This is a genomic window from Moraxella bovoculi, from assembly GCF_000988745.2.
Taxonomy (GTDB): Bacteria; Pseudomonadota; Gammaproteobacteria; order Pseudomonadales; family Moraxellaceae; genus Moraxella; species Moraxella bovoculi.
Genome location: NZ_CP011381.2, coordinates 1,383,335 through 1,405,196, shown reverse-complemented (window position 1 = coordinate 1,405,196; position 21,862 = coordinate 1,383,335). Strand labels below are relative to the sequence as shown.

Annotated in this window: 21 protein-coding genes and 2 pseudogenes; 20 read left to right on the top strand and 3 right to left on the bottom strand. The window is 44.5% G+C overall.

What is annotated here, in order from left to right; all coding sequences use genetic code 11:
- Nucleotides 1-27 precede the first annotated feature (27 nt).
- Nucleotides 28-1,407, bottom strand: a complete 1,380-nt coding sequence (gene ahcY, locus AAX10_RS06385; RefSeq protein ID WP_046700166.1) for an adenosylhomocysteinase — start codon at nucleotides 1,405-1,407, stop codon at nucleotides 28-30.
- A 325-nt stretch (nucleotides 1,408-1,732) separates the two neighbouring features.
- Here ahcY and AAX10_RS06380 point away from each other — a divergent pair, with 325 nt between their 5' ends.
- The 4 genes from AAX10_RS06380 to AAX10_RS10335 all read left to right on the top strand — a co-directional run bounded on the left by AAX10_RS06380 (nucleotide 1,733) and on the right by AAX10_RS10335 (nucleotide 5,889).
- Nucleotides 1,733-3,382: a mechanosensitive ion channel family protein gene (locus AAX10_RS06380; RefSeq protein WP_046698409.1), complete on the top strand. Its 1,650-nt coding sequence runs from the start codon at nucleotides 1,733-1,735 to the stop codon at nucleotides 3,380-3,382.
- Between the two features lie 30 nt (nucleotides 3,383-3,412).
- Nucleotides 3,413-4,195, top strand: a complete 783-nt coding sequence (locus AAX10_RS06375) for a TatD family hydrolase (protein WP_046698408.1) — start codon at nucleotides 3,413-3,415, stop codon at nucleotides 4,193-4,195.
- Between the two features lie 39 nt (nucleotides 4,196-4,234).
- On the top strand, nucleotides 4,235-5,206 hold the full coding sequence (gene dusA / locus AAX10_RS06370; protein WP_046698370.1) for a tRNA dihydrouridine(20/20a) synthase DusA: 972 nt from the start codon (nucleotides 4,235-4,237) through the stop codon (nucleotides 5,204-5,206).
- Nucleotides 5,207-5,598: 392 nt separating this feature from the next.
- Nucleotides 5,599-5,889 carry a YceI family protein gene (locus AAX10_RS10335; protein WP_226997841.1) on the top strand — a complete coding sequence of 97 codons (291 nt, stop codon included), beginning with the start codon at nucleotides 5,599-5,601 and terminating at the stop codon, nucleotides 5,887-5,889.
- Nucleotides 5,890-5,972: 83 nt separating this feature from the next.
- Here the strand turns inward: AAX10_RS10335 and AAX10_RS06360 are convergent, their stop codons facing one another.
- A complete protein-coding gene (locus AAX10_RS06360) occupies nucleotides 5,973-6,572 on the bottom strand; it encodes a CPBP family intramembrane glutamic endopeptidase (protein WP_158580336.1) in 600 nt (199 codons plus the stop codon).
- Nucleotides 6,573-6,890: 318 nt separating this feature from the next.
- Between AAX10_RS06360 and glmM the strand changes: the two genes are divergently transcribed.
- The 14 genes and pseudogenes from glmM (at nucleotide 6,891) to AAX10_RS06305 (ending at nucleotide 19,117) form a co-directional block, all read left to right on the top strand.
- On the top strand, nucleotides 6,891-8,252 hold the full coding sequence (glmM, locus tag AAX10_RS06355; protein WP_046700165.1) for a phosphoglucosamine mutase: 1,362 nt from the start codon (nucleotides 6,891-6,893) through the stop codon (nucleotides 8,250-8,252).
- 478 nt (nucleotides 8,253-8,730) lie between these two features.
- A pseudogene (locus tag AAX10_RS10625) lies at nucleotides 8,731-8,856 on the top strand (hypothetical protein); the annotation flags it as partial.
- Between the two features lie 46 nt (nucleotides 8,857-8,902).
- The gene (locus AAX10_RS10090) at nucleotides 8,903-9,067 is read left to right on the top strand and encodes a hypothetical protein (RefSeq protein ID WP_158580334.1); all 165 of its coding nucleotides are present in this window, start codon (nucleotides 8,903-8,905) and stop codon (nucleotides 9,065-9,067) included.
- Nucleotides 9,068-9,223: 156 nt separating this feature from the next.
- Nucleotides 9,224-9,550: pseudogene (locus tag AAX10_RS10620) on the top strand (hypothetical protein); the annotation flags it as partial.
- A gap of 12 nt (nucleotides 9,551-9,562) precedes the next feature.
- Nucleotides 9,563-10,345, top strand: a complete 783-nt coding sequence (locus tag AAX10_RS10615; protein ID WP_420812470.1) for a YadA-like family protein — start codon at nucleotides 9,563-9,565, stop codon at nucleotides 10,343-10,345.
- Between the two features lie 90 nt (nucleotides 10,346-10,435).
- Nucleotides 10,436-10,783 carry an outer membrane protein assembly factor BamE domain-containing protein gene (gene bamE / locus AAX10_RS06345; RefSeq protein ID WP_158580332.1) on the top strand — a complete coding sequence of 116 codons (348 nt, stop codon included), beginning with the start codon at nucleotides 10,436-10,438 and terminating at the stop codon, nucleotides 10,781-10,783.
- Nucleotides 10,784-10,849: 66 nt separating this feature from the next.
- Nucleotides 10,850-11,287 (top strand): OmpA family protein, encoded by a 438-nt coding sequence (locus AAX10_RS06340; protein ID WP_080947081.1) that lies wholly within the window; start codon nucleotides 10,850-10,852, stop codon nucleotides 11,285-11,287.
- A gap of 355 nt (nucleotides 11,288-11,642) precedes the next feature.
- Nucleotides 11,643-12,233, top strand: coding sequence for an outer membrane lipoprotein periplasmic chaperone LolA (gene lolA, locus AAX10_RS06335; RefSeq protein WP_227540070.1), 591 nt, complete (start codon nucleotides 11,643-11,645; stop codon nucleotides 12,231-12,233).
- 280 nt (nucleotides 12,234-12,513) lie between these two features.
- Nucleotides 12,514-13,143: an NADH-quinone oxidoreductase subunit A gene (gene ndhC, locus AAX10_RS06330; RefSeq protein ID WP_046700163.1), complete on the top strand. Its 630-nt coding sequence runs from the start codon at nucleotides 12,514-12,516 to the stop codon at nucleotides 13,141-13,143.
- A gap of 121 nt (nucleotides 13,144-13,264) precedes the next feature.
- The gene (locus tag AAX10_RS06325; RefSeq protein ID WP_036366122.1) at nucleotides 13,265-13,933 is read left to right on the top strand and encodes an NADH-quinone oxidoreductase subunit B; all 669 of its coding nucleotides are present in this window, start codon (nucleotides 13,265-13,267) and stop codon (nucleotides 13,931-13,933) included.
- Between the two features lie 53 nt (nucleotides 13,934-13,986).
- Nucleotides 13,987-14,283 (top strand): fatty acid desaturase, encoded by a 297-nt coding sequence (locus tag AAX10_RS06320; protein ID WP_046698367.1) that lies wholly within the window; start codon nucleotides 13,987-13,989, stop codon nucleotides 14,281-14,283.
- Nucleotides 14,284-14,327: 44 nt separating this feature from the next.
- Nucleotides 14,328-15,248: a DMT family transporter gene (locus AAX10_RS06315; protein WP_046698366.1), complete on the top strand. Its 921-nt coding sequence runs from the start codon at nucleotides 14,328-14,330 to the stop codon at nucleotides 15,246-15,248.
- Between the two features lie 73 nt (nucleotides 15,249-15,321).
- On the top strand, nucleotides 15,322-17,070 hold the full coding sequence (gene nuoC / locus AAX10_RS06310; RefSeq protein ID WP_046700162.1) for an NADH-quinone oxidoreductase subunit C/D: 1,749 nt from the start codon (nucleotides 15,322-15,324) through the stop codon (nucleotides 17,068-17,070).
- 751 nt (nucleotides 17,071-17,821) lie between these two features.
- The gene (locus AAX10_RS06305) at nucleotides 17,822-19,117 is read left to right on the top strand and encodes a S41 family peptidase (protein WP_046700160.1); all 1,296 of its coding nucleotides are present in this window, start codon (nucleotides 17,822-17,824) and stop codon (nucleotides 19,115-19,117) included.
- Between the two features lie 45 nt (nucleotides 19,118-19,162).
- Here AAX10_RS06305 and AAX10_RS06300 read toward each other — a convergent pair whose 3' ends face one another.
- Nucleotides 19,163-19,753 carry an AraC family transcriptional regulator gene (locus tag AAX10_RS06300; protein ID WP_080947080.1) on the bottom strand — a complete coding sequence of 197 codons (591 nt, stop codon included), beginning with the start codon at nucleotides 19,751-19,753 and terminating at the stop codon, nucleotides 19,163-19,165.
- 183 nt (nucleotides 19,754-19,936) lie between these two features.
- On the opposite strand from AAX10_RS06300, the gene nuoE reads away from it, so the two are divergent.
- On the top strand, nucleotides 19,937-20,446 hold the full coding sequence (gene nuoE / locus AAX10_RS06295; protein WP_036366140.1) for an NADH-quinone oxidoreductase subunit NuoE: 510 nt from the start codon (nucleotides 19,937-19,939) through the stop codon (nucleotides 20,444-20,446).
- Nucleotides 20,443-21,861, top strand: a complete 1,419-nt coding sequence (nuoF, locus tag AAX10_RS06290; RefSeq protein WP_046700158.1) for an NADH-quinone oxidoreductase subunit NuoF — start codon at nucleotides 20,443-20,445, stop codon at nucleotides 21,859-21,861. Before nuoE ends, nuoF begins: the two co-directional genes overlap by 4 nt.
- Nucleotide 21,862: the final 1 nt, after the last annotated feature.

Below are 21,862 nucleotides of genomic sequence, written 5' to 3'. Positions count from 1 at the left end.
TGGCATTGTCATCTTTTGTGATGCAGATTAGTACTTGTATTCGTCTGGCTTGAATGGGCCATCTACTGACACACCGATGTAGTTGGCCTGTTCTGGCGTAAGCTTAGTCATCACACCATTAAAGCCTGCGACCATGGCGGCGGCGACTTCTTCGTCCAGTTTTTTGGGTAGAACTTTAACATAAACCTTGCCTTGCTTGTCAGCACTTGGCAAGTCGGCAAATTTTTCTTTGTACAGATGGATTTGGGCAAGCACTTGGTTGGCAAATGAGCCGTCCATAATCCGAGATGGGTGTCCTGTGGCGTTGCCTAGGTTGACAAGGCGACCTTCGGATAGGACGATAAGATAATCCGACTCATCATTTGAGCGATAGACTTGATGAACTTGTGGCTTGACTTCCACCCATTTCCAGTTTTTACGCATAAAGTCGGTGTCAATTTCAGTATCAAAATGCCCGATGTTGCACACCACAGCGGTGGATTTTAGAGCCTTTAACATCTCGGCGTTACACACGTGATAGTTGCCTGTGGTGGTAACGACAAGGTCAGTATCTTGGAGTAGTGTAGTATTAACTCCTTGATTTTGCTCACCACCTACAAATGGAGAAACAAGCTCATAGCCGTCCATACACGCTTGCATGGCACAAATAGGGTCAATCTCGCTGACACGCACAATCATGCCTTCTTGGCGTAGGCTTTGGGCAGAGCCTTTGCCCACGTCGCCATAACCAATCACCAACGCACGGCGACCAGACAACAACATATCCGTACCACGCTTGATGGCGTCATTGAGTGAATGGCGACAGCCGTATTTGTTGTCGTTTTTGGATTTAGTGACAGCATCATTGACGTTAATTGCAGGGACTTTAAGCTCTCCTTTGCCAAGCATTTCAATCAAACGGTGTACGCCTGTTGTGGTTTCTTCGGAAATGCCGTGAATACTATCTAGCATTTGGGGGTATTTGTTGTGAATGAGTGCGGTCAAGTCGCCACCGTCATCTAGGATAAGGTTAGCATCCCACAGTTTGCCGTCTTTGTGGATTTGTTGTTCTAAGCACCATTCGTACTCTTCTTCGGTCTCGCCTTTCCATGCAAAGACAGGAATGCCAGCGGCGGCAATGGCGGCGGCGGCGTGGTCTTGGGTGCTAAAAATGTTGCACGAAGTCCAGCGAACCTCCGCCCCTAGTGCCACAAGCGTTTCAATCAAGACAGCCGTTTGAACGGTCATGTGGATACAGCCCACAATCTTCGCCCCTGCTAGGGGCTTTTGGCTGGCGTAGCGTTTGCGAATACCCATAAGAGCAGGCATTTCGGTTTCGGCAAGTTTAATCTCTTTGCGACCAAACTCAGCAAGGCTAATATCGGCGACTTTGTAGTCTTTAAATTCTTGGGCGGTAACTGTAGACACTGCGTCCACTCCTATATGATGAAAAATGAGAAAATAACGCAGATGTCGTTGTTTTGCTCTTATTAAATTAAAAAATTAAAGAACGCCAAGCCTGACCGTTGAACGGGTGCAACATCTCTTGGGTAACTTGCTATTATAGCAAAATTTTAGAATGGGTTAAAGATAAAGCCATGTAATTATTAATGGTAAATCTAATCTGATGATGTTGGCTTGAACTAAATGATGAAAGCTTGGGTGGCTCAGTTATCCATAGAAGACAGCTTGTGTTTGATCTTAAAAGTTGTTAGCATGGCGGTCAAATTTGTCTTATTTGAGTGTGTTTGGAATGAATTTGTCTTATGTTGGTTGGTTGAGACGTTGGGTTTTGGCGGCGTTGCTGGTGCTGGTCGCGCTGTTTTGTTTACCAAATAATGCCAGCGCCGTCAGCGCACTAACCAAAACCGAACCGCAAATGACCGCTGATTCGCCCAAAGACAGCTATGGACGAGACTCGCCTAGAAGTACTGTGCAGAATTTTGTCAAAGCCTTATCGGATAAGGACATGGCTTTGACGGAAAAATACCTAGATGATGACTTTCTAAAAAAACAAGAAGATCCAGAAGCCATCATTAACAATCTAACAATCGCCTTGGATAAAGGCGGACGCTTGCAGCCCGTGCTGTCAATCAGTGATAAAAGCGAGGGTGATTTGGCGGATAAGCTGCCAAGCGACCTAGAGAAAGTCGGCACCATCGAGATCAACATCGAAAAAATCGATCTGCTGCTTATCAGAAAGACGGATGCCAATGGCGTGGTTTATTGGCAGATCTCAGAAGACACGCTGGATAAACTGCCCACCAACCTAAAAGAAAACCGCACCACCTTGGCAGAGGAATTAGGACTTGACTTTTGGGCGGATAAGCAGATCTTGGGGCATGAAGTCTCAGATCTGATATCACTTGCTATCTTAATTGCTGTTGGCTTGTCTGTGATCTGGGTTGGGCTGTGGGTCGTGTGGGGTGTCTTTGCTTTTTTGTATCCTAAGATACGCGGTAAGGCATTTGCCATACCATCGAAGGCGCTTTTGCCGTTGTCTGTGGTTATCCTAGCATCGATATTCTCTGAGATGATGGTGCAGATGGGGGTGCCTGTCACGCTTCGCACGGCAGTGACCCGGGGTGTTGAGGTAGTGGCATGGCTTGCAACCGCTTGGCTGGTGCTTCGGGTGATTGATGCCGTGTTCGTGCGTGCCGAGAACAACAGTCGTAAGCACAAACGCCTAGAACAAGTCTCCATCCTAAATCTGTTTCGTAAAGTTGCCAAAGCGTTCATGGTCACCGTTGCGGTGATTATTATCTTTGGTAATCTGGGCTTTGACTTGACGACGGGTATTGCAGCACTTGGGGTGGGTGGTCTTGCACTTGCCTTTGGTGCCCAAAAAACCATCGAGAACCTTATCGGTTCGGTGGTCGTGGTGGCTGACCGCCCGATTCGCGTAGGGGATTATTGTCGATTTGGGACGATGGAGGGTACGGTGATTGACATCGGGATACGCTCTAGTCGTATCAGAACGCTCAATAGAACGGTGGTCACTGTGCCAAATGGTGAATTTAGTGCCATGCAAATCGAGAACTATGACGCCAGGGATATGTTTTATTTTTATCATCATCTGTACCTAAAACGCTCTGCCAATCCTGACGAGATCGGTAGGCTGATCAATGACTTGCAACTGTTCTTAGAAAACCACGTCTATACTAACGACGAGTGGACACTGGTCAGGTTAAGCGAGCTGCGCCAAGATGCATTCGTTATTGAGATGCGCTGCTATCTGGATGCGGCTGATGTGACGGTGTTTTGGAAAAAACAAAGTGAGCTTTTGGTTGATGTGCTGAACGAAGTGGCTAAGTATGACGTAGATCATGCCTTACCAAGCCAAGAAATTAGCCTAAAATCCGACCGCGATAAAGACCCTACAATGCCAGAAAATGCGGTATAATAAGCGGTTTTTAATATTGATGTGAAAATTATGTTTACCGACAGCCATTGCCATTTAACCTATCTAAAATTAGACAATCATGATCACAATCCAGAAAGGCTGCTTGGTGCCATGAAGGACGCCAATGTGAGCCGAGCCATGGCGATCATGTGTCATTATGATGAGTTTGATGATATTAAAGCGTGGGTGGATAGATCAGATGATAAGCTCAACATTGGCATGAGCGTCGGACTGCACCCTTGCCAAGGTGCTGATGTATTGGCAGGTGTGACGGTGGAGAAGCTGCTGACACTTGATCATGATAAGGTCTGGGGCTTTGGCGAGACGGGTCTTGATTATTATTGGGATGCTGGCAAAAAAGATGCCCAAAAACACAGCTTCGCCACACACATCTACGCCAGCCAAAGCGTCAAAAAGCCCATCATCGTCCATACTCGCGCAGCTTCTCATGATACGCTAGACGTACTATCTGCCGAGAGATGTGAGCATGGCATCATTCACTGCTTCACTGAAGATTATGCCTTTGCCAAGCGTGCGCTTGATTTGGGTATGTATATCTCGTTCTCTGGGATTGTGAGTTTTAATAAATCTGCTGAGCTTCGTGAAGTCGCAGCAAAGCTACCATTGGATAGAATTCTAATCGAGACGGACAGCCCGTATCTGGCGCCCGTGCCAAAGCGTGGTCGTGATAATGAACCGACCTATGTGCCATATGTGGCAGAAGCCTTGGCAAAAGTCTATGACAAAAGCTGTGAGGAAATTGGGCAAATCACCAGTCAAAATTTTGATAACCTACTGAATCAATATCGCTAAGCCCTTGAAGTAACCATCTACATTACCAAAGATTTTTTAATGATTGATTTTAAAGAAAATAAAAGAATTAGCCTAGCCCCGATGATTGACTGGACGACGTCGGATTTTAGATTTTTTGCGCGTCTGTTTAATCGCCACATACATCTGTACACGGAGATGATCAGCACGAGTGCCATTTTAAAGGGCGATACGGATTATATTTTGCGTTATGATGACAGCGAGCATCCTGTGGTGTTACAGCTTGGCGGCTCTAGCCCTAGCGAGATGGCACACTGTGTACAGATTGCCGATAAGATGGGCTATGATGAATTTAATGTCAATGTTGGCTGTCCGTCCGACCGTGTTCAGCACAACAAAATCGGGGCGTGCCTTATGGCAGAACCAAAACTGGTGGCGGACATGGTGCGTGCGATGAAAGGCAGTACCGATAAGTCCGTTACCGTCAAGCACCGCATTGGCATTGATACGTTTGACAGTTATGAGTTTATGCGTGATTTTGTGGGGACTGTGGCGGAGGCTGGCTGTACGCACTTTATCGCTCATGCTAGGATAGCATGGCTTAACGGCTTATCCCCCAAAGAAAACCGAGAAATTCCGCCCCTACGCTACGATGATATTTACCGCCTAAAAACAGAATTTCCCCAGTTACGTATAGAAATCAATGGCGGTGTGGACAATCTCGATGACCTCAAAACCCACCTAAACCATGTGGATGGCGTGATGATAGGACGGGCGTTTTATCACAATCCCATGCTCATGGGGGCGTGCAATCAATTGTGGGGCGAGCCTATCCCAACGCACCGTGAAATCCTAGAAAATCTCTACCCTTATCTTGAAAAACGAGCCGAGCAAGGGGCGAATTTGGCGACCTTGACACGGCATTACCTAGGACTGTTTCAAGGCTTGATAGGAGCAAGAAAATGGCGACAAGATTTGAGCGGTAAGCGAAATCTCACCGTGGACGACATCAGAAACAGTGCGCAAACGGTACTGGCATTAAATGGTCAGTAAGTTTCTTGAGAAGAAACATTGCATCAACAAAATGGCGTTTTTTTTCACTGATGCGTCGCGTTAAGATATTATCATATTGAAAGTGTTTCTTATTCACTGCTTGCTTTCAATAGGAGAAAGTCATGAAATTATCACACGTATTCGGCGCAGCGCTACTTGGTCTGAATGCTACAGCTCACGCAGCGAATTATGAGATTGACGCAGCTCACACCAACGCATGATTTGCCATTGATCACTTTAACACCAGTACGAACGTTGGTGATTTCTTTGGTCTGACAGGCTTGATGGAATTTGACAAAGAAGCGCGCAAAGGCAAAATCGACATCACCATCCCGATTGACAGCCTATAAACTGGCTCTGAAGCGTTCACAGGTCACCTAAAATCTGCTGATCTGTTCAATGCTGAAGCACATCCGAACATGCGTTTTGAATCGACCAAATTCAACTATGTTGGCAAAGGCAAGGCGCGTAAATTATCATCTGTTGATGGCAATCTGACGCTACTTGGTCAGACTCATTCTGTGCGTCTAAAGGTCAATAAATTAAACTGCTATGACAGCCCAATGGCAAAAGCAGAGGTGTGCGGTGGCGACTTTGGCACGACCATTGACCGCACTAGATGGGGCATGGATTATCTGGTGGCGATGGGCATGGCAAAAAAGTTCGCATCGACATTCAAGTAGAAGCGGTAAAACAGTAATCTGATGCCAGTTCAATAAAAAATGGAATGAAAGTTTCGTTTTTTTGTTTTGTGTATTTTTAAATATTACACATAAAATAAATATACCGCCATTGCCAAGCCATTATTTAGAACATGTAGTAGTATCGGTGCAATCAGCGAATCGCAGCGTATCCGCGCATAACAAAAAATCATTGCCAGCCCAAAAATCACACCCATCTCAAACGCACCATACTGCACATGAACTAATGAAAATAGGGCGCTCGTGATCACGCTGGCTGTGAGCGATGCGTGGTGATTGTTAGGATGAATTGCGTCTTTGATCAGCCCGAACATTACCCCTCGGAAAATCAACTCCTCATAGATGGGTGCGATCACGACGGTCGCTAGGACAAGTAACGGCAGATTCGCTGTGCTTATCATACCATCCATGAAAGTCATCGGCGCACGACCTAGTGTATGCGTGATGAATTCACTAACCACCAAAAATAGCGCAAGCCACCAGGTGCATACCGCCAAATGCCGCCAATAAAAAGGGCGGATACCCAGCCATTTCGCCGGTCTGTCACAAGCATGATATGTTGCCATGATGAGACCAACCACACTTAAAGTCAAAGCGCTTGCTATGACGCTAAGACTAACTACCACGCCGTGACGACTGCCAGCTATAAGACTAAGATCTAACATCCGTCCAAATACCCAAACATAAGCTGTCTGACTTATAAACATGAGTAGAATAAGCAGTAAGCATAACCACGTTGCGCGTATTTTTAGTTGGGTAAGGGAGTGTGAGGGCATGATTAATGGCTAATTATTAAGGTTTAAAATTAAAGAGTACCATATTGCTAAGGTTTTTGCTTGATTGATGAATGGCTAAGATTGGGTGTGGCTATTTTTGACCAATCATTCACGAATGGTTAGCAAATACTTAAATTTTTAAAGGAATTGCTGTGATATAATTCGCTGATATATTTATTGGTACGATTGAATATTTTGGAGGATAATATGAGTTATTTTGGTACAGATGGCATTCGTGGGGAATTTGGTGTATTTCCGATCACGCCTGATTTTTTGTTGCGCTTAGGGTTTGGTGCGGGACGAGTGCTGATGGAACGTGCCGGCAATTCAAAAAAACGCCCAAGCGTACTGATTGGTAAAGACACGCGCCTATCTGGCTATGTTATTGAGGCGGCGCTGCAGGCGGGATTTAACGCGGCAGGCGTGGATGTGTATATGCTGGGTCCATTGCCGACACCTGCGATTGCGCATTTAGTGAATAGCTTCCACGCAGACATGGGTGTGGTCATCTCGGCATCGCATAATCCATACCAAGATAATGGCGTAAAATTCTTCTCTTGTGAAGGTAAGAAAATCTCTGATGAAATTCAAAACGCCATTAACCTAGAGTTGGATGCGTTAGTGGGCGATACTGATGCGCGCCTGTCTAGACTTGTAGGTATTAAGGCGGATGGCATCGGTAAGAGCTTTCGAGTTGAGGATGCTAAGGGGCGTTATATCGAGTACTGCAAAGGCAGCTTCCCGTATCATTTGAGCCTAAATTCACTAAAAATCGTGGTGGACTGTGCCAATGGCGCAGGCTATAGCGTAGCGCCTCGCGTGCTTCGTGAGCTTGGTGCAGATGTCATCGCGATTCATAATGTGCCTGATGGAGTGAATATCAATGACAACTGTGGATCGACTCACCCAAAGACTCTACAAAAGGCTGTACTAGAACATGGCGCTGATGTTGGCATCGCACTAGATGGTGATGGCGATCGCATCATCATGGTAGATGAGGAGGGCTCGATTGTTGATGGTGATGCTGTGCTATATATTCTAGCAAATCATCTACAACCTGCCGGCGTGGTGGGTACGCTCATGAGTAACGTGGCGTTGGAGCTGAGTTTGGCGGAGCGCGGCATTGGGTTCCACCGTGCCAAGGTTGGGGATCGTTATGTAATGCAAGACCTTGAGACCAAAGGCTGGAGTATCGGCGGTGAGCCGTCAGGTCACATCCTATGCCTAGATAAGAGCCGTACAGGCGATGCCATCGTTGCAGGATTGCAGGTGCTCATGTGCATGGTTGAGCGCGATGTGAAATTAAGTACGTTGACTGACGGTTATACGCCATTCCCGCAGACGCTCATTAATGTGCGACTGTCGCAGATGTCAGACCCTCATGATCATCCTGATCTTGTTGCGGCATTTGATGACGCTGAGCAAAAGCTATCTGGCAAAGGACGCCTACTGATCCGTAAATCAGGCACAGAGCCTGTCATCCGTGTCATGGTGGAATGTCAAGATGAGGCATTGTGTCAATCACTGGCGCAGGATATTGCGAATAGAGTGCAGCAGGTTTTGAAATAATTAGTAATACAAATAAGGGGAATGGCCGCTTTATGCTAAATAAAGCGGTTTTTATGTTATTGCGGTAGGGACTATTTAAAATGATGGTATTTCCAAAAACCTAGTTATTAGATGTGTGTACTTTTTAATAAAAATATTATTAATAATTTGTTAATTCTACCTAAATTTTATTAGTTAAGTAATCAGATTATAATTATGTGTAAGTTATCTTCTTAGTTTATTTAATTTAACAAAAAAAGATAGGTAACATATATTTTAAAAGTTAGAATAAGCTCATTGTTTTAATCCTTACAGCCCAAATTTTACAATTCAAATATTGGGAATGGATAAGCGATCAAATCCACCAATTAAGACCAATAAGATCCTAGTGTTTTTCTCGATTGGTTTTTATCTATCAAAATGATGATTTTTATCATTTTTACTCAAGTGAAAATATCTTATGAACAAAGTCTATAAAGTTGTCTGAAATGCTGCTTCAGGCACTTGGTCTGCTATATCAGAAATGGCACGCGGCAAAGGCAAATCAAAAACCAAATCTATCGTGCAGTCAGCTCTGGTTGCCACTTCTGTAGCAGTTACTACTATAGCATCTGCCCAATGCTAAAGTTTTGGCTAAGCCGTCAGCCACTAGACTAGCCGGAGAGGGTGGTATGGCTATTGGTCGCGATGCATTAATTGGCAAGAATGTTAGTAGGGGTTCTACCGCTATTGGCTACAATGCCAAGGTATTGGGCGGCGGCAATATTCAAATGGCTATTGGTGCAAATTCAGTCTCAGCAGGTACGATTACTTCCGCGGTAGGTGTGGATGCTTAGGCTCACGGCGATACCACTTCAGCTTTTGGTAACCATTCTCAAGTGACAGGAGGGTTTGATAACGCTGCTATTGGCGTTAAAGCTTTTACAGGTTCAACCGTTAACCAAGCTGCTATCGGTGTGGGAACTATTGCAAAAAATAGAGGCGCTGCTGCCATGGGTTCAGCGAGTATGAGTTTTGGTAGAAGCTCTAATGTTATTGGTGCTACTGGTGGTGTTTATACAAATCGCGTTGGAGATGCCTTAGAAGGTAAAATAGCTAAAATAACAGACCAGAATTTCAGTATTGTTGAAGGTGATGGAAATACTGCCATTGGTAATGCCAACTTAATCGGTGATGTGATCATCAACCAAGACGGCATCAATGCTGGCGATAAGAAAGTCACCAATGTTCAAGATGGTAACATCAGTGAAGGCAGCAAAGATTCGGTCAACGGCAGCCAGCTCTATGCTACAGCCAACAGCGTTGCCAACCATTTGGGTGGCGGATCGACGATGAGTGCAGATGATACGGTAAGCGCCCCTAGCTATACCTTGACCAATCCTGCAGATGGCAGCACAACTGCGGTGAATAATGTTGGCGATGCGATTAGTGGTTTGGACAAAGCCGTGAATCAGCCGCTTACCTTTGCTGGTGACAGTGGCGACAACGTTAACCGTAAGCTGGGTCAAACCGTGAATGTGAAAGGCAGCGTAACCGATACTGCCAAGCTTTTAGACGGCAATATCGGTGTAGTAGCCAATGGTAGTGATGCTTTGGAAGTGAAATTGGCGAAAGATGTGAATCTGGGTCAAGATGGGTCACTGACTACAGGTAATACCTTGGTTAACGATGAAGGTGTGACTATCGCCGCGCCAACAAAAGCCGATCCGCAAAATACCGTGAGTGTCAGCTCGTCTGGTTTGAACAATGGTGGTAATGCTATCACTAATGTCGCTCCAGGTGTCAATGATACAGATGCAGTTAACGTAAGTCAGCTAAAAGGTATGGCTCAGAATATCTATAACGATATCAACTACGTAAATAACCGCATCGGTCAGGTAGATCGTGAAGCCAAAGCAGGTATCGCTTCTGCAATGGCATTCGAAGAGGCGCCATTCGTTCCAGGTAAATGGACCTATTCGGTGGGTGCAGCGCACTATGGTGGCGAGCAAGCCGTTGCAGCAACCCTGCGTAAGACTGCTGATAATGGTCGTTGGGCATTCTCTGGTGGTATCTCTACTGCCAGCGAGGGCGATACTGGCTTCCGTATCGGTGTGAGCGGTGTGATTGATTAATATATCATGTTGCTGTCCAAGTTCAGTCAAGGTTGGCTGGACTTGGATCTAACCAATGTTCATTTATCACTAATTAATAAAGAGAATCTTATGAAATTAATCAAAGCTTTGGCATTGGCCACAACGCTTATTGGAACGGGTGCATCAGCAGCCTATATCACGCCTGCACCTGATGACATCGAATTCCCAGACTTTGATAGCAAGAGTTATCTAAAGCAGGTGCCACACTATGAAGTTGATTATGTTGCACGTCTAAATGTAGGCATGGATAAAGACAGCATTCGCAAGCTACTAAGTCATCCACAATTCAACGAGGGTGTTATCTTTAACAAGTCTTGGAACTACGTTCTAGACATTCGTAAGCCGCATAATAAAGAGTATGTACGTTGCCAATTGCGTGTGGATTTTGACAAAAAAATCTCAACAGCGATGTACTAGAAAGGCGAGCCTGGCTGTTTTGAACTACAAGATCAAGCGGTAGCTGCTGCACCTGTTGTTATTCCTGTGGCTGCACCAGTACAAATCGTCAACGAACGCATTAACCTAGAAGCGGATGCATTGTTTAAATTTGACAAATGGAAGCTTGAAGACATGCTGCCAGCAGGTCGTGCTAAGCTTGATGAGCTTGCTGTCAAACTGCTTGAGTGGGAAGCGCGTGGCGACAGTCGCGTGATGATCACAGGTCATACCGACCGCTATGGTAGTGATATGTATAACATGAATCTGTCTATGCTGCGTGCGCAGACTGTTCGTCAATACTTGATCTCAAGAGGTATCGCCGCGCGTAAATTAAATGCAACGGGCGCCGGTAAAACACAGCCACCACCTAACGTCGGGTGCGACATTAACGCACCAAAGGCAATTCAGGTTCAGTGTCTGCAGCCTAACCGCCGTGTTGAAGTGGATGTTGCTGTTTTTGCGGACGTAGCACCACAGCAGTAATTTGATTGCTAAGCTAAAAAGACGGGTCAGTGACTCGTCTTTTTTTGTGTTTGGCGTAACAATTTCCCAAAATTGATGAATAGATAGCTAACTTTTAGCCGACCAGTAACAATTCACCCCGCTCGTTTGCAATTCTCCAGTAGATTGCAATATAAAAAAGTGGCAAAATTCACATCAACAACAGCAAGCACACTGGGCACTTGTGTCATGTGAATTGCATTTAAAAATGATTTTGCGCATAATGTGCAAGTTTTAAAGAACCAAAATGGAGAACATCATGTCAAATTTAGACACACTAAAGGCATTGAGCTTAAAAGCTTGTCTGGGTCTTACGGTTGCTGCTGGTGTTAGTGCAATGACGCTACCTACCATAGCCCAAGCAGCGCCTGCCAGTCAGCAGGATGCAGTAAAAAATTTAAACCGCCTGCTGTCAAACACCCAATCAATGACGGCTAATTTTAGCCAAACCACCAAAGCTGGCAAAAAAACCAATAAATTTAGCGGAACGATGGCAGTACAGCGCGAAAATCAATTCCGCTGGGAAACTAAGTCTCCTGCTGAGCAGCTCATCGTCGCTAATGGCTCAACCATGTGGGTATATGACAAAGACCTAAGCCAAGCCATCAAGCAATCTACCAGTAACCAAGTGGGTGACACGCCTGCGCTATTACTGTCAGGCGATCCTGTGAAGATTGCGAATAATTTTAATGTCAGTCAGCCGAACAGCGCCAAGAACTATTTTAAGCTGACCCCTAAGGGTGGTAACGCAGGCTTTAATGAACTGTACATTAGCTTTAATGGGGGCAAGCCTGTGCTGATGGTGCTAAATGACGCCATGGGCCAGCGAACTGACATTCGATTCAGCAATATCAGCTTGAACAAAAAAATTAACGCAAGTCAGTTTAGCTTTACACCACCAAGAGGCGTTGAGGTGATTAGTCAATAATAACCAATAGGAAGTATTGACAGTTTGCTATGATTGCTTTGTTAGGTTTAGCCGATCGAGACATTCTAGGCAGACTGAAATAACTTTTTACAAAATCCTAAGCGTGCGATGCTTAGGATTTTTCATTGTTTGAGACTTTTATAAGCCAAACTGATAAAAAAATAAGCATCTTTCATGAGTATTTTTTTTAAATGTGCTATAATGCATCCCACATTTTGGGTGCGTCAAAAGGTTTGACCATCCTTGAATTGGTTATTCAAAAAATCACGCAGGGGTGATTATGCCAGCCGAATGGTCAGCCATTGTCTATCTATTAGCCGCATTAGGGCTAGTTGTCTTTATGCTTGTCGTGCCGCGCTTGCTTGGCGGTCGCTCATCAGGTTCCCAAAAACAAGAGAATTTTGAAGCAGGGGTGGTCTCAGCAGGGTCGGCCCGTATTCGTTTGTCTGCCAAATTTTATTTAGTGGCGATTTTCTTTGTGATTTTTGACTTAGAAGCCTTGTATCTGTACGCCTATTCGGTGAGCGTGCGCGAAGTGGGTTGGCTCGGATTTGCTACCGCTTTTGTCTTTATCGCCATTTTATTTGTCGGTCTTGTCTATGAGATGCGACTTGGGGCGATGAACTGGGCGCCTGCCGATAAACGTGTTAAGAAACAACGCATTCATGAGCGTCCTGCCGACTTTGACTTGGCGAGCATTACCGCCTTTAATGGTATTGATGAGCTACACTCAGACCCTACGGGCAAAGTACCTGCCCAGTCATCAGGACGTATTTTCTCAGGACGTAAAGAACTACAAGCCGTACTTGATAAGGATAGCGAGCAAATGGCAAACATCGATCACATCAACACCACAGGACGTGTCACCACTCAAGACTTCAATCAAGGCAATGCCAAAGATTCAAGGTGATTCAATACAAAAGCGTTGCCATGATGGCGGCGTTTTTGTGTTTCTGCTTGTCTAGAATGACCAGATTCTTTGTTCTAACTCATTTATAAATTAGCCAAATTTACTTAAAAGTGTAGCCATTATGAAATATACACTCACTAAGGCAAACGAAAGCCAAAGCCAATACCCGCATCAAACCCGTGAGGTTGTTGACGACATCACCCAAGCTGAGATTGACAAAAATGTCTTTATGGGTAAATTGTCGGATTTGACGCACAACCTTGCCAACTGGGGGCGAAAAAATTCGCTGTGGCCGTTTAACTTCGGCACAAGCTGTTGCTATGTGGAATATGCCACGACCTTGACAGGCGTGCACGATTTATCACGCTTTGGGGCGGAGGTTATCCGAGCTTCCCCCCGTCAAGCGGACGTGATGATTGTGGCGGGGACGTGTTTTGTCAAAATGGCACCTGTGATACTGCGATTGTACGAGCAAATGCTAGAACCCAAATGGGTCATCTCTATGGGGGCGTGTGCCAACTCGGGCGGTATGTATGACATTTATTCGGTGGTGCAGGGTGTGGATAAAATCCTGCCTGTGGACGTTTATATCCCTGGCTGTCCGCCACGCCCTGAGGCACTCATTCAGGCGTTAATGCTTCTACAAAACTCAATCCAAGAAGAGCGCCGTCCACTTGGTATTCATCTTGACCAAAATATCTATCAGCCGATTATGACCCCAGAACGGGATAGAAAAAATAGCGAGCGGATTGCGGTTAAAAATTTAAGAAGTCCTGATAATGTGGAGTGAATTTTGTTTTGTGAGTAAAATTCATTAACTAGGAATTGACAAGGTGTCATGTAATGCAACATAAGAAGTTTGATAGAGAAATTTTGAAACAGATTAAATCTCTTTATGTGCATGATAATTGGCACGCCCCCATTGCTTATGCTAAAAGTAATATAGAAATTTCAAGAAATCGTTTTAGTCATTTTATGGAGCATTTTTTTACTGGAATGCACGGAGAAAATTACCACCTTATTCATCATTTATTTCCTGCTACTCCATTTTGGAGCTTAAAAAAAGCTCATCATATTTTAATGCAAGATGATGAGTATTGTTCCATAAATGAAAGATTTGGGGGGAATTTTTATTTCTAACGATAAAAATCCTTCTATGTGGCAACAGTTATGGAGAAGGGGGTATGTCTAAGGTAATGTTGGGAGTTTTGTTGGCGTTATCGGCTGCTGCTCTTAATGCGTCCATTGGGGTATTTAGTAAAGTTTTGCTACAAAATGGATTGAGTCCACAAGATATTGCTTTTTTTAAGACGGTTTGTGCTTTTGTGATATTGAGTTTAATTTTGATTAACAAGCCATTATCAGTACAAAAAAAAGAAATTGTTAATAGTGAAATAACATCAGATTTAAATTGGTTAAATCTACTGACTAAAATAGCCATCTGTGCATTTTTGGGTATTTTTGTGTTATCTTTCTTTGAAACAACCGCTTATCAATATGGCTTTGCATCAAATGTTGTGGTTGTTTTAATGGCTTGCGCCTCTGTTTCGGCATTGCTATTTGGGAAGATTTTATTAAACGAGAAATTAACAATTTCCGCTATTTTAGGGACGTTATTGGCGATTATTGGAATATTTTCAATGTCGTGGTCTGGTGGTAGTAATTTAAATATGCTATTAAATGCAATTATCGCAGGTAGTGGCTATGGTGTTTTTTCGGTTTTGGTAAAAAAATTCTCTTTAAATGGTGGAATTTATTTAACGAGATTATTTATGATGTTTGGTAGTATGTATTTATTTTTTCCTTATTTAAATAACATACACCACATTGATTGGAATGCTTTGATTATAATGAATGTATTGGCATTAGCAGTATTGCCCACCATACTGGGATTTTATTGCACAACTAAGGCTTTAAATTATTTGACAGCAGCAAAAGTGCAGGTTACAGAATTATCCGAACCTATTTTTGCAGTTGTTATGGCTTGGGTGTTTTTAAGTGAATTGCCAACCTATCAATTTTTTGTTGGAGCGATTTTTATTATAATGGGCATTGTTCTAATCAACCAAATGCACCAAAGTTTATTGGCAAAAATAACTAAATAGATTCGCTTTAAACCGCAAGCACCAAATTAAATTAAGTTAAACAAATTAACACACACAAACAAAAGTTGGTATTATGAGCATTCACCACATTCACGATTTTGAGATTTTAACCGAATTAAACGCTAAGTTTACGGGACTGACCGTCCAAGAGACCGCTGACGGCATTCCGACTGTGTGGGTGGATAAAGCCCAAGTGCTTGATTTATTGCTGTATTTGCGAACACTGCCCAAGCCTTTTGTGATGCTGGTGGATTTGTCCGCCATTGATGAAAGGCTTCGTAAGCACCGCTATGGACAGCCTGCGTCTGATTTTACCGTGTTTTACCATTTGATGAGTTTGGAGCGAAACTCGGACATTCGCATTAAAGTCGCTTTGCGTGAGGGCGAGCGTATTCCGTCCGCCACACAAATTTACCCCAACGCCAACTGGTATGAGCGTGAAGTGTGGGATATGTTTGGCGTGGTGTTTGACGGACACCCCCATTTGACACGGATTTTATTGCCAAAATATTGGGAAGGACACCCACTGCGTAAGGAATATCACGCCCGTGCGACCGAGTTTACGCCGTATTTTCTAAACACCGCCAAACAGCAATTTGAACAAGAAAACCTACGATTCGTCCCCGAAGAATGGGGAATGAAACGCTCAGGGCGGGACGAAGATTTTATGTTTTTGAACATCGGTCCAAACCACCCGTCCGCACACGGGGCGTTTCGCTTGGTGTTACAGCTTGACGGTGAGGAGATTGTGGATTGTATTCCTGACATCGGCTATCATCATAGAGGTGCGGAGAAAATGGCAGAACGCCAAACGTGGCATTCGTTCATTCCTTATACCGACCGAATTGACTATCTGGGCGGTGTGATGAATGAGTTGCCGTATATCATGGCGGTTGAGAAATTGGCTGGCATTACCACCCCTGACCGTGCCAACGTCATTCGCATTATGATGAGTGAGTTTTTTAGGATTACCAATAACTTGCTCTATTGGGGGACGTTTATCCAAGACGCTGGCGGTATGACCCCTGTGTTTTATATGTTTGCCGACCGCCAAAAGGCGTATGATGTCATTGAAGCGGTAACAGGCTATCGTATGCATCCTGCGTGGTTTAGAATTGGCGGTACGGCTCACGATTTGCCAAATGGTTGGGAGCGACTGGTGCGTGAGTTTTTGGATTGGATGCCAAAACGCCTTGATGAATACTATAAGGCAACGATGACCAACACCGTGCTAAAAGGACGTACGCAAAATGTCGCCCAATACAACGCCAAACAAGCCCTAGCGTGGGGGGTAACAGGGGCGGGACTTCGTGCCACGGGCATTGATTTTGATTTGCGTAAGGCTCGTCCGTATCTAGGCTATGAGAATTTTGATTTTGAAATTCCTGTGTTTTATAACGGTGATGCCTATGACAGATGTTTGGTAAAAATTGAAGAGATTCGCCAATCACTGCGTATCATTGAGCAATGCCTAAATAATATGCCAAGCGGAGCGTATAAAGCCGAACACCCGCTTGCCGTGCCACCGCCAAAAGACCGCACCTTACAAGACATTGAAACGCTCATCAACCACTTTGTGTCGGTGTCGTGGGGGCCTGTCATGCCACAAGGGGAGAGTGCCTGTATGGTAGAAGGCGTAAAAGGGCTAAACAGCTATTATATAACGTCCGACAACTCAACGATGAGCTACCGCACTCGTATCCGTACCCCAACCTTTGCCCATTTGCAACAAATGCCGTCCGTGATTAACGGCTCTTTGGTGTCCGATGCGATTATTTATTTGGCAAGTATTGATATTGTGATGGCGGATTGTGATAGGTAATAGTTAATGGTGTGTGATTTTTATGATTATGCACCACTAAAAACCTAAGGGAGTTTATGGGCAGATTTTGATCAATTTGATTAGCGGTATTGGCTTTTTGGTTTTTTGCTATTGTGTATTTGTATGAAAATGGAGGGCTTAGCAAAACAGTATTTGGCTTGATTTTATTTGTTATTATTGGTGTTGTTGGTTTGATGTCTGTGCTTGCCAATAAAACTGTCCCAAATGACACCAAGACCCATTTACAAGGCAATCGCCAAACAGGTTTAAAAATCAGCATTTTTACCGCTTGTATTATGGTAAGTGGCTTATTGTATCAAGTGAGTGGTATGTGACATTATTTAATCATCGTTTTATTTTGTGTCGTTGCCATTATCTTTGTGATTGCCAAGCATTAAAAATCAAAATACAAATCATGTATTTCCAAAAATAAAATTAAAAAATCAATTCAATGATTTATTAATATCAATATTGATTAATACTAATAAAAATTCAAAGTCATTTTGTTTTTTTTGCAGTCGCTTATGATGAGCTTATCTTAGCAGTGATATTAACTTTGACTTGGGTGGTATTGGATTATGGCCTGTTGTTATTATACGCTTATTTGTTTGCCAAAATTGCCAATGGCATCTTTATCAAAATAAGTATGATACTATCGGTGGTGGTGTTATTGGCATTTGCCTGTTTTGGGGTAATAAGTTCACTGCGTGACTTATTATAAACCAGTATTTTATATTGAACGGTTAAAAAAATGAAAAAAGCCATTGTCTTGCCCCTAATCATTACATTATTGGCACTCACCGCTTGGGTATTTTATGACCCAGCCCCCAAACCCAATCCCAAGCCCTTTGATGTACAAAAAGCAGAAGATTTTGACTATGTGTTCGATTTAATCAAGCAAGAATATCCCTTATTGCAAGCACAAAAAAACGCCGCAGGCTATGATTTTGTTGCTGATTATGAAAAGCACAAAGCCCATATTATGCAGGCAAAAAATCCCACTGAGTTTTTCTTTTTGTTAAACGATGTGCTTGCCAAATTGGACAACGAACACACCCATATGATGACCAAAGCCGATGTGCAATACGCCATTGGCATTTATAGTCAAAGCAAGCACGACGATTATCGCTGGCAGATTTATACCCATTTGACTCGTGATAAACGCTTGCAACAAGCCTATGCCACCGAAATTGGTATGACCAAATCCCAAGAAGAACAAGCACGCCGTGATAAAATTGCCAAAATTGATGCCCAAATCACCCCACCTGCCAATGTACATTTTTTTGATGTCGTGCCCAATCAGGTGGGCTATTTGTCGGTGCGTGAGCTGACCCATGTAAGCCTGTTGGATACGGACGAACGCCACGCTGTGATGAGTTATTTGCAAAAAATCAAGCATTATCCTGCTTTGATTATAGATATTCGCACCAATGCAGGGGGCGATACTCGCTATTGGACGCAGTTTTTGTTGCCTGCCATCACAGCTCGCCCCTTATCGCTTGATTTGTATAGCTTTTTTAAACAAGGCACGCACATGGACGCCTACAAAGCCACTCGCCCCACGATGACCGACATTGACCGCACGCAGGTGGCAAAGGCGTTGCCTGTGTCGGCAGATTTGGCACGGATTTTGGATACATTTGCCTATCAAGAAATTCAGCCTTTGCGTGTGGATATGGACCCAGACGGCATTGGGTTTGGTGGTAAAATTTATCTATTGGTGGACAACGATGTGTACAGTTCGGCAGAAACTTTGGCGATTTTTGCAAAATACACACAGTTTGCCACTTTGGTGGGGACGCCCACTCGTGGCGATGGCGTAGGCACTGACCCAATGATTGCGATTTTGCCCAACACCCATTTTGCTATCCGCTATGCCAAACAGCTTGGGATTGCCCCAGACGGCACGATGAATGCTATCCGTGGCACACAGCCTGATGTACTGGTGGCAAATCCACCAAACTTTACGCTCCCCACCGATGTCAATGTCGCCAAAAACGACCCTGTGATACAGCGTGCGGTGCAGTTGGCATTATCATCGTATTAGTGGCGTATCATTTGTTTGTTTTAAATGGCTTTTGTTATTTTGATGTTATTGCATTGATATTGGCGTTAGGCGATAAGTGCTTGGAGATACGCCATAATGTGCTTTAAATGCACGATTAAAATGGGTTTGTGGGCCAAACCCTGTCTCAATGGCAATTTGGGTAATCAATTCTGACAGCCTAGGGTGCTGATGTGCCTTTAATACACCACCTAATTTTTCATTAGGCAAAGCACGCAACACACATACCAGTATTGATTGGGCTAAATTATCCACCAAAAACGCATTGCCAATTTGATTGGGGTTTTGAGCTTCATCACTCATTAACTTTACCAACGGATGCAGTGTTTGTTCATTTAAGGTTACAATAAAAAAATCTGGCAGATTTGCCAATAAGTTACTGTGTTTGTCGGCATAAAAATTTAAGCACAGCATTGTGCAATCGGTCTGGCTGCCAACTTGATTGACCAAAAATGCCCCTGACATACTTTGGGTAGCACAAGTGGCATCAATCAAGCGATGTGTGTCAGCATTGGCATTTTGTATGCAGTGGGTTATCCCACAAAACAAGGCAATATCCCCCGCCCTTAAAATGTGAGTTGTGTTTTTTACAGCAAGTTTTACTGTCCCTTTGGGCAAAAGGATATGGCACGGTGGACGGTGGCAAAATAAGAATAATTCTTACTAAATACTTACACAAAATTTTGCACGGTAACTTTGTGTAAAATTTGAACGCAACACTGTGTAAGTTTATGTTACAATACACGAATTTAGCTAGCAGATGTAGCCAGCTTCGCAAGCTGTTCATAAAAAGGGTCTTTTATGAAAATAGTAACCGACAAAACCCCCAAAGTTAACATTCACGCCATTTTAACACCCCAAGAAATTGACGGCATTCATCATCATATTCATCACTACCCACAACCGAGGGCGGCGGTGCTTGATGCCCTAAAACTCGTCCAAAAACGTAACGGCTGGGTGGACGACGCCCAAGTCCACGCCATAGCCCATATGCTGTCCATGCCTGTGGCGGACGTGGAGGGCGTGGCGACATTTTTTAACCGCATCTATCGGATGCCAGTCGGTCGCCATGTGATTTTGATTTGCGATTCTATCGCTTGCTATCTGAACGGCTATGAGGCATTGGCGGACGCTTTTAAGCGTGAGCTTGGCATCGATTATGGGCAAACCACAAAAGACGGTCGTTTTACCCTGCTTCCCATTTGCTGTCTTGGCAACTGCGATAAGGGGGCGAGTGTGCTGATTGATGAGGATACTTATGGACCTGTATTGCCGTCTGAGGTCGGTCTATTGTTGGAGCAATACGCATGAATAAACCAAATGTCGCCGAGCAAATCAATGCTCGTAAAAACGGACTGGCCCCAAGCCAACTAAATCGCCAAAAAACCCCAATCTGGGGCGTGGGACTGGCGGATGGTCAAGCACCGACTTCGCTTACGCACCCTTTGACATGGCGACTGTATCATCATGATGCAGTGCTGACATTGGCAGATTATGAAGCCTTAGACGGCTTTAAAGGGCTAAAAAACGCCCTAGTCAAAGACCCAAGAGAAGTAGGCGAGATGATAAAAACCGCCAACGTGCGTGGGCGTGGAGGGGCTGGCTTTAACGCAGGGCTAAAATGGACGTTCATGACCCCACCTGATGGCGGTGTTCGTTATTTGATTTGCAATGCCGATGAGATGGAGCCTGGTACGTTTAAAGACCGTCTGCTTATGGAGCGGATTCCGTTTCAGCTTATTGAGGGTATGCTCATTACCGCTTATGCCATTGGGGCGAGCGTGGGCTATATCTTTATTCGTGGCGAATATGTCCTAGCCGCCGAACGATTGCAAAACGCCATTAACGAATGTATCGCCAATAACTTGCTTGGCGAGGGTATTTTGGGGACGGATTTTAACTTTAAATTGCACGTCCACACAGGGGCAGGGCGGTACATCTGTGGCGAGGAGACGGCTCTTATCAACTGTTTGGAGGGTCGCCGTGCCAACCCACGCACCAAACCGCCATTTCCCCAAGTATCAGGGGCGTGGGGTCGTCCAACGGTGGTCAATAACGTTGAAACCTTAAACAACATGCCTGCCATTTTGTTAAATGGGGTGGAGTGGTATTTATCCTTGCCAAACGCCAAAGGCAAATCTACTACCCCTGGCACTAAGATTATGGGGTGTAGCGGTCGTGTCAAGGATGCAGGGCTGTGGGAAGTGCCATTTGGCTATACTGCTCGTGAGCTGATTGATCTTGCTGGCGGTATGCAGGACGGCTTAACCTTAAAGGCGTGGCTACCTGGCGGAGCAAGTACCGACTTTTTGACGGCAAGCGATGAACACCTTGACCTTGTCATGGATTTTGACCCGATTATGAAGGCAGGCTCACGCCTTGGGACGTGTCTTATGATGGTGGTGGACGAAACGCAAGACATGGTAAGCCTATCTAGAAACTTACAACAGTTTTTTCAAAGAGAATCGTGCGGTTGGTGTACCCCTTGCCGTGATGGCTTGCCGTGGGGCGTAAAAATCCTTGATGCGATGGAAAACGGACAAGGGCAAGCGGACGACATTGACAAATTGTCCGAGCTGACACGAGATTTATGGCTTGGCAAGACCTTTTGTGCCCATGCCCCAGGGGCGATGGAGCCACTCATGAGTGCGTTACGCTATTTCCGTCATGAATTTGAGGCAAAAGTGGGTAAATCAGAGCCACAAGAAAACAAGGTGGGGGCATAAC

What these genes read in the sequence shown, in the direction of transcription:
- AAX10_RS06380 (WP_046698409.1), top strand. Translation starts at nt 1,733, where the DNA reads ATGAATTTGTCTTATGTTGGTTGGTTGAGACGTTGGGTTTTGGCGGCG.
- AAX10_RS06375 (WP_046698408.1), top strand. Translation starts at nt 3,413, where the DNA reads ATGTTTACCGACAGCCATTGCCATTTAACCTATCTAAAATTAGACAAT.
- dusA (WP_046698370.1), top strand. Translation starts at nt 4,235, where the DNA reads ATGATTGATTTTAAAGAAAATAAAAGAATTAGCCTAGCCCCGATGATT.
- AAX10_RS06360 (WP_158580336.1), bottom strand. Translation starts at nt 6,572, where the DNA reads ATGTTAGATCTTAGTCTTATAGCTGGCAGTCGTCACGGCGTGGTAGTT.
- glmM (WP_046700165.1), top strand. Translation starts at nt 6,891, where the DNA reads ATGAGTTATTTTGGTACAGATGGCATTCGTGGGGAATTTGGTGTATTT.
- AAX10_RS10090 (WP_158580334.1), top strand. Translation starts at nt 8,903, where the DNA reads ATGGCTATTGGTCGCGATGCATTAATTGGCAAGAATGTTAGTAGGGGT.
- AAX10_RS10615 (WP_420812470.1), top strand. Translation starts at nt 9,563, where the DNA reads ATGAGTGCAGATGATACGGTAAGCGCCCCTAGCTATACCTTGACCAAT.
- bamE (WP_158580332.1), top strand. Translation starts at nt 10,436, where the DNA reads ATGAAATTAATCAAAGCTTTGGCATTGGCCACAACGCTTATTGGAACG.
- lolA (WP_227540070.1), top strand. Translation starts at nt 11,643, where the DNA reads ATGACGCTACCTACCATAGCCCAAGCAGCGCCTGCCAGTCAGCAGGAT.
- ndhC (WP_046700163.1), top strand. Translation starts at nt 12,514, where the DNA reads ATGCCAGCCGAATGGTCAGCCATTGTCTATCTATTAGCCGCATTAGGG.
- AAX10_RS06325 (WP_036366122.1), top strand. Translation starts at nt 13,265, where the DNA reads ATGAAATATACACTCACTAAGGCAAACGAAAGCCAAAGCCAATACCCG.
- AAX10_RS06320 (WP_046698367.1), top strand. Translation starts at nt 13,987, where the DNA reads ATGCAACATAAGAAGTTTGATAGAGAAATTTTGAAACAGATTAAATCT.
- AAX10_RS06315 (WP_046698366.1), top strand. Translation starts at nt 14,328, where the DNA reads ATGTCTAAGGTAATGTTGGGAGTTTTGTTGGCGTTATCGGCTGCTGCT.
- nuoC (WP_046700162.1), top strand. Translation starts at nt 15,322, where the DNA reads ATGAGCATTCACCACATTCACGATTTTGAGATTTTAACCGAATTAAAC.
- AAX10_RS06305 (WP_046700160.1), top strand. Translation starts at nt 17,822, where the DNA reads ATGAAAAAAGCCATTGTCTTGCCCCTAATCATTACATTATTGGCACTC.
- nuoE (WP_036366140.1), top strand. Translation starts at nt 19,937, where the DNA reads ATGAAAATAGTAACCGACAAAACCCCCAAAGTTAACATTCACGCCATT.
- nuoF (WP_046700158.1), top strand. Translation starts at nt 20,443, where the DNA reads ATGAATAAACCAAATGTCGCCGAGCAAATCAATGCTCGTAAAAACGGA.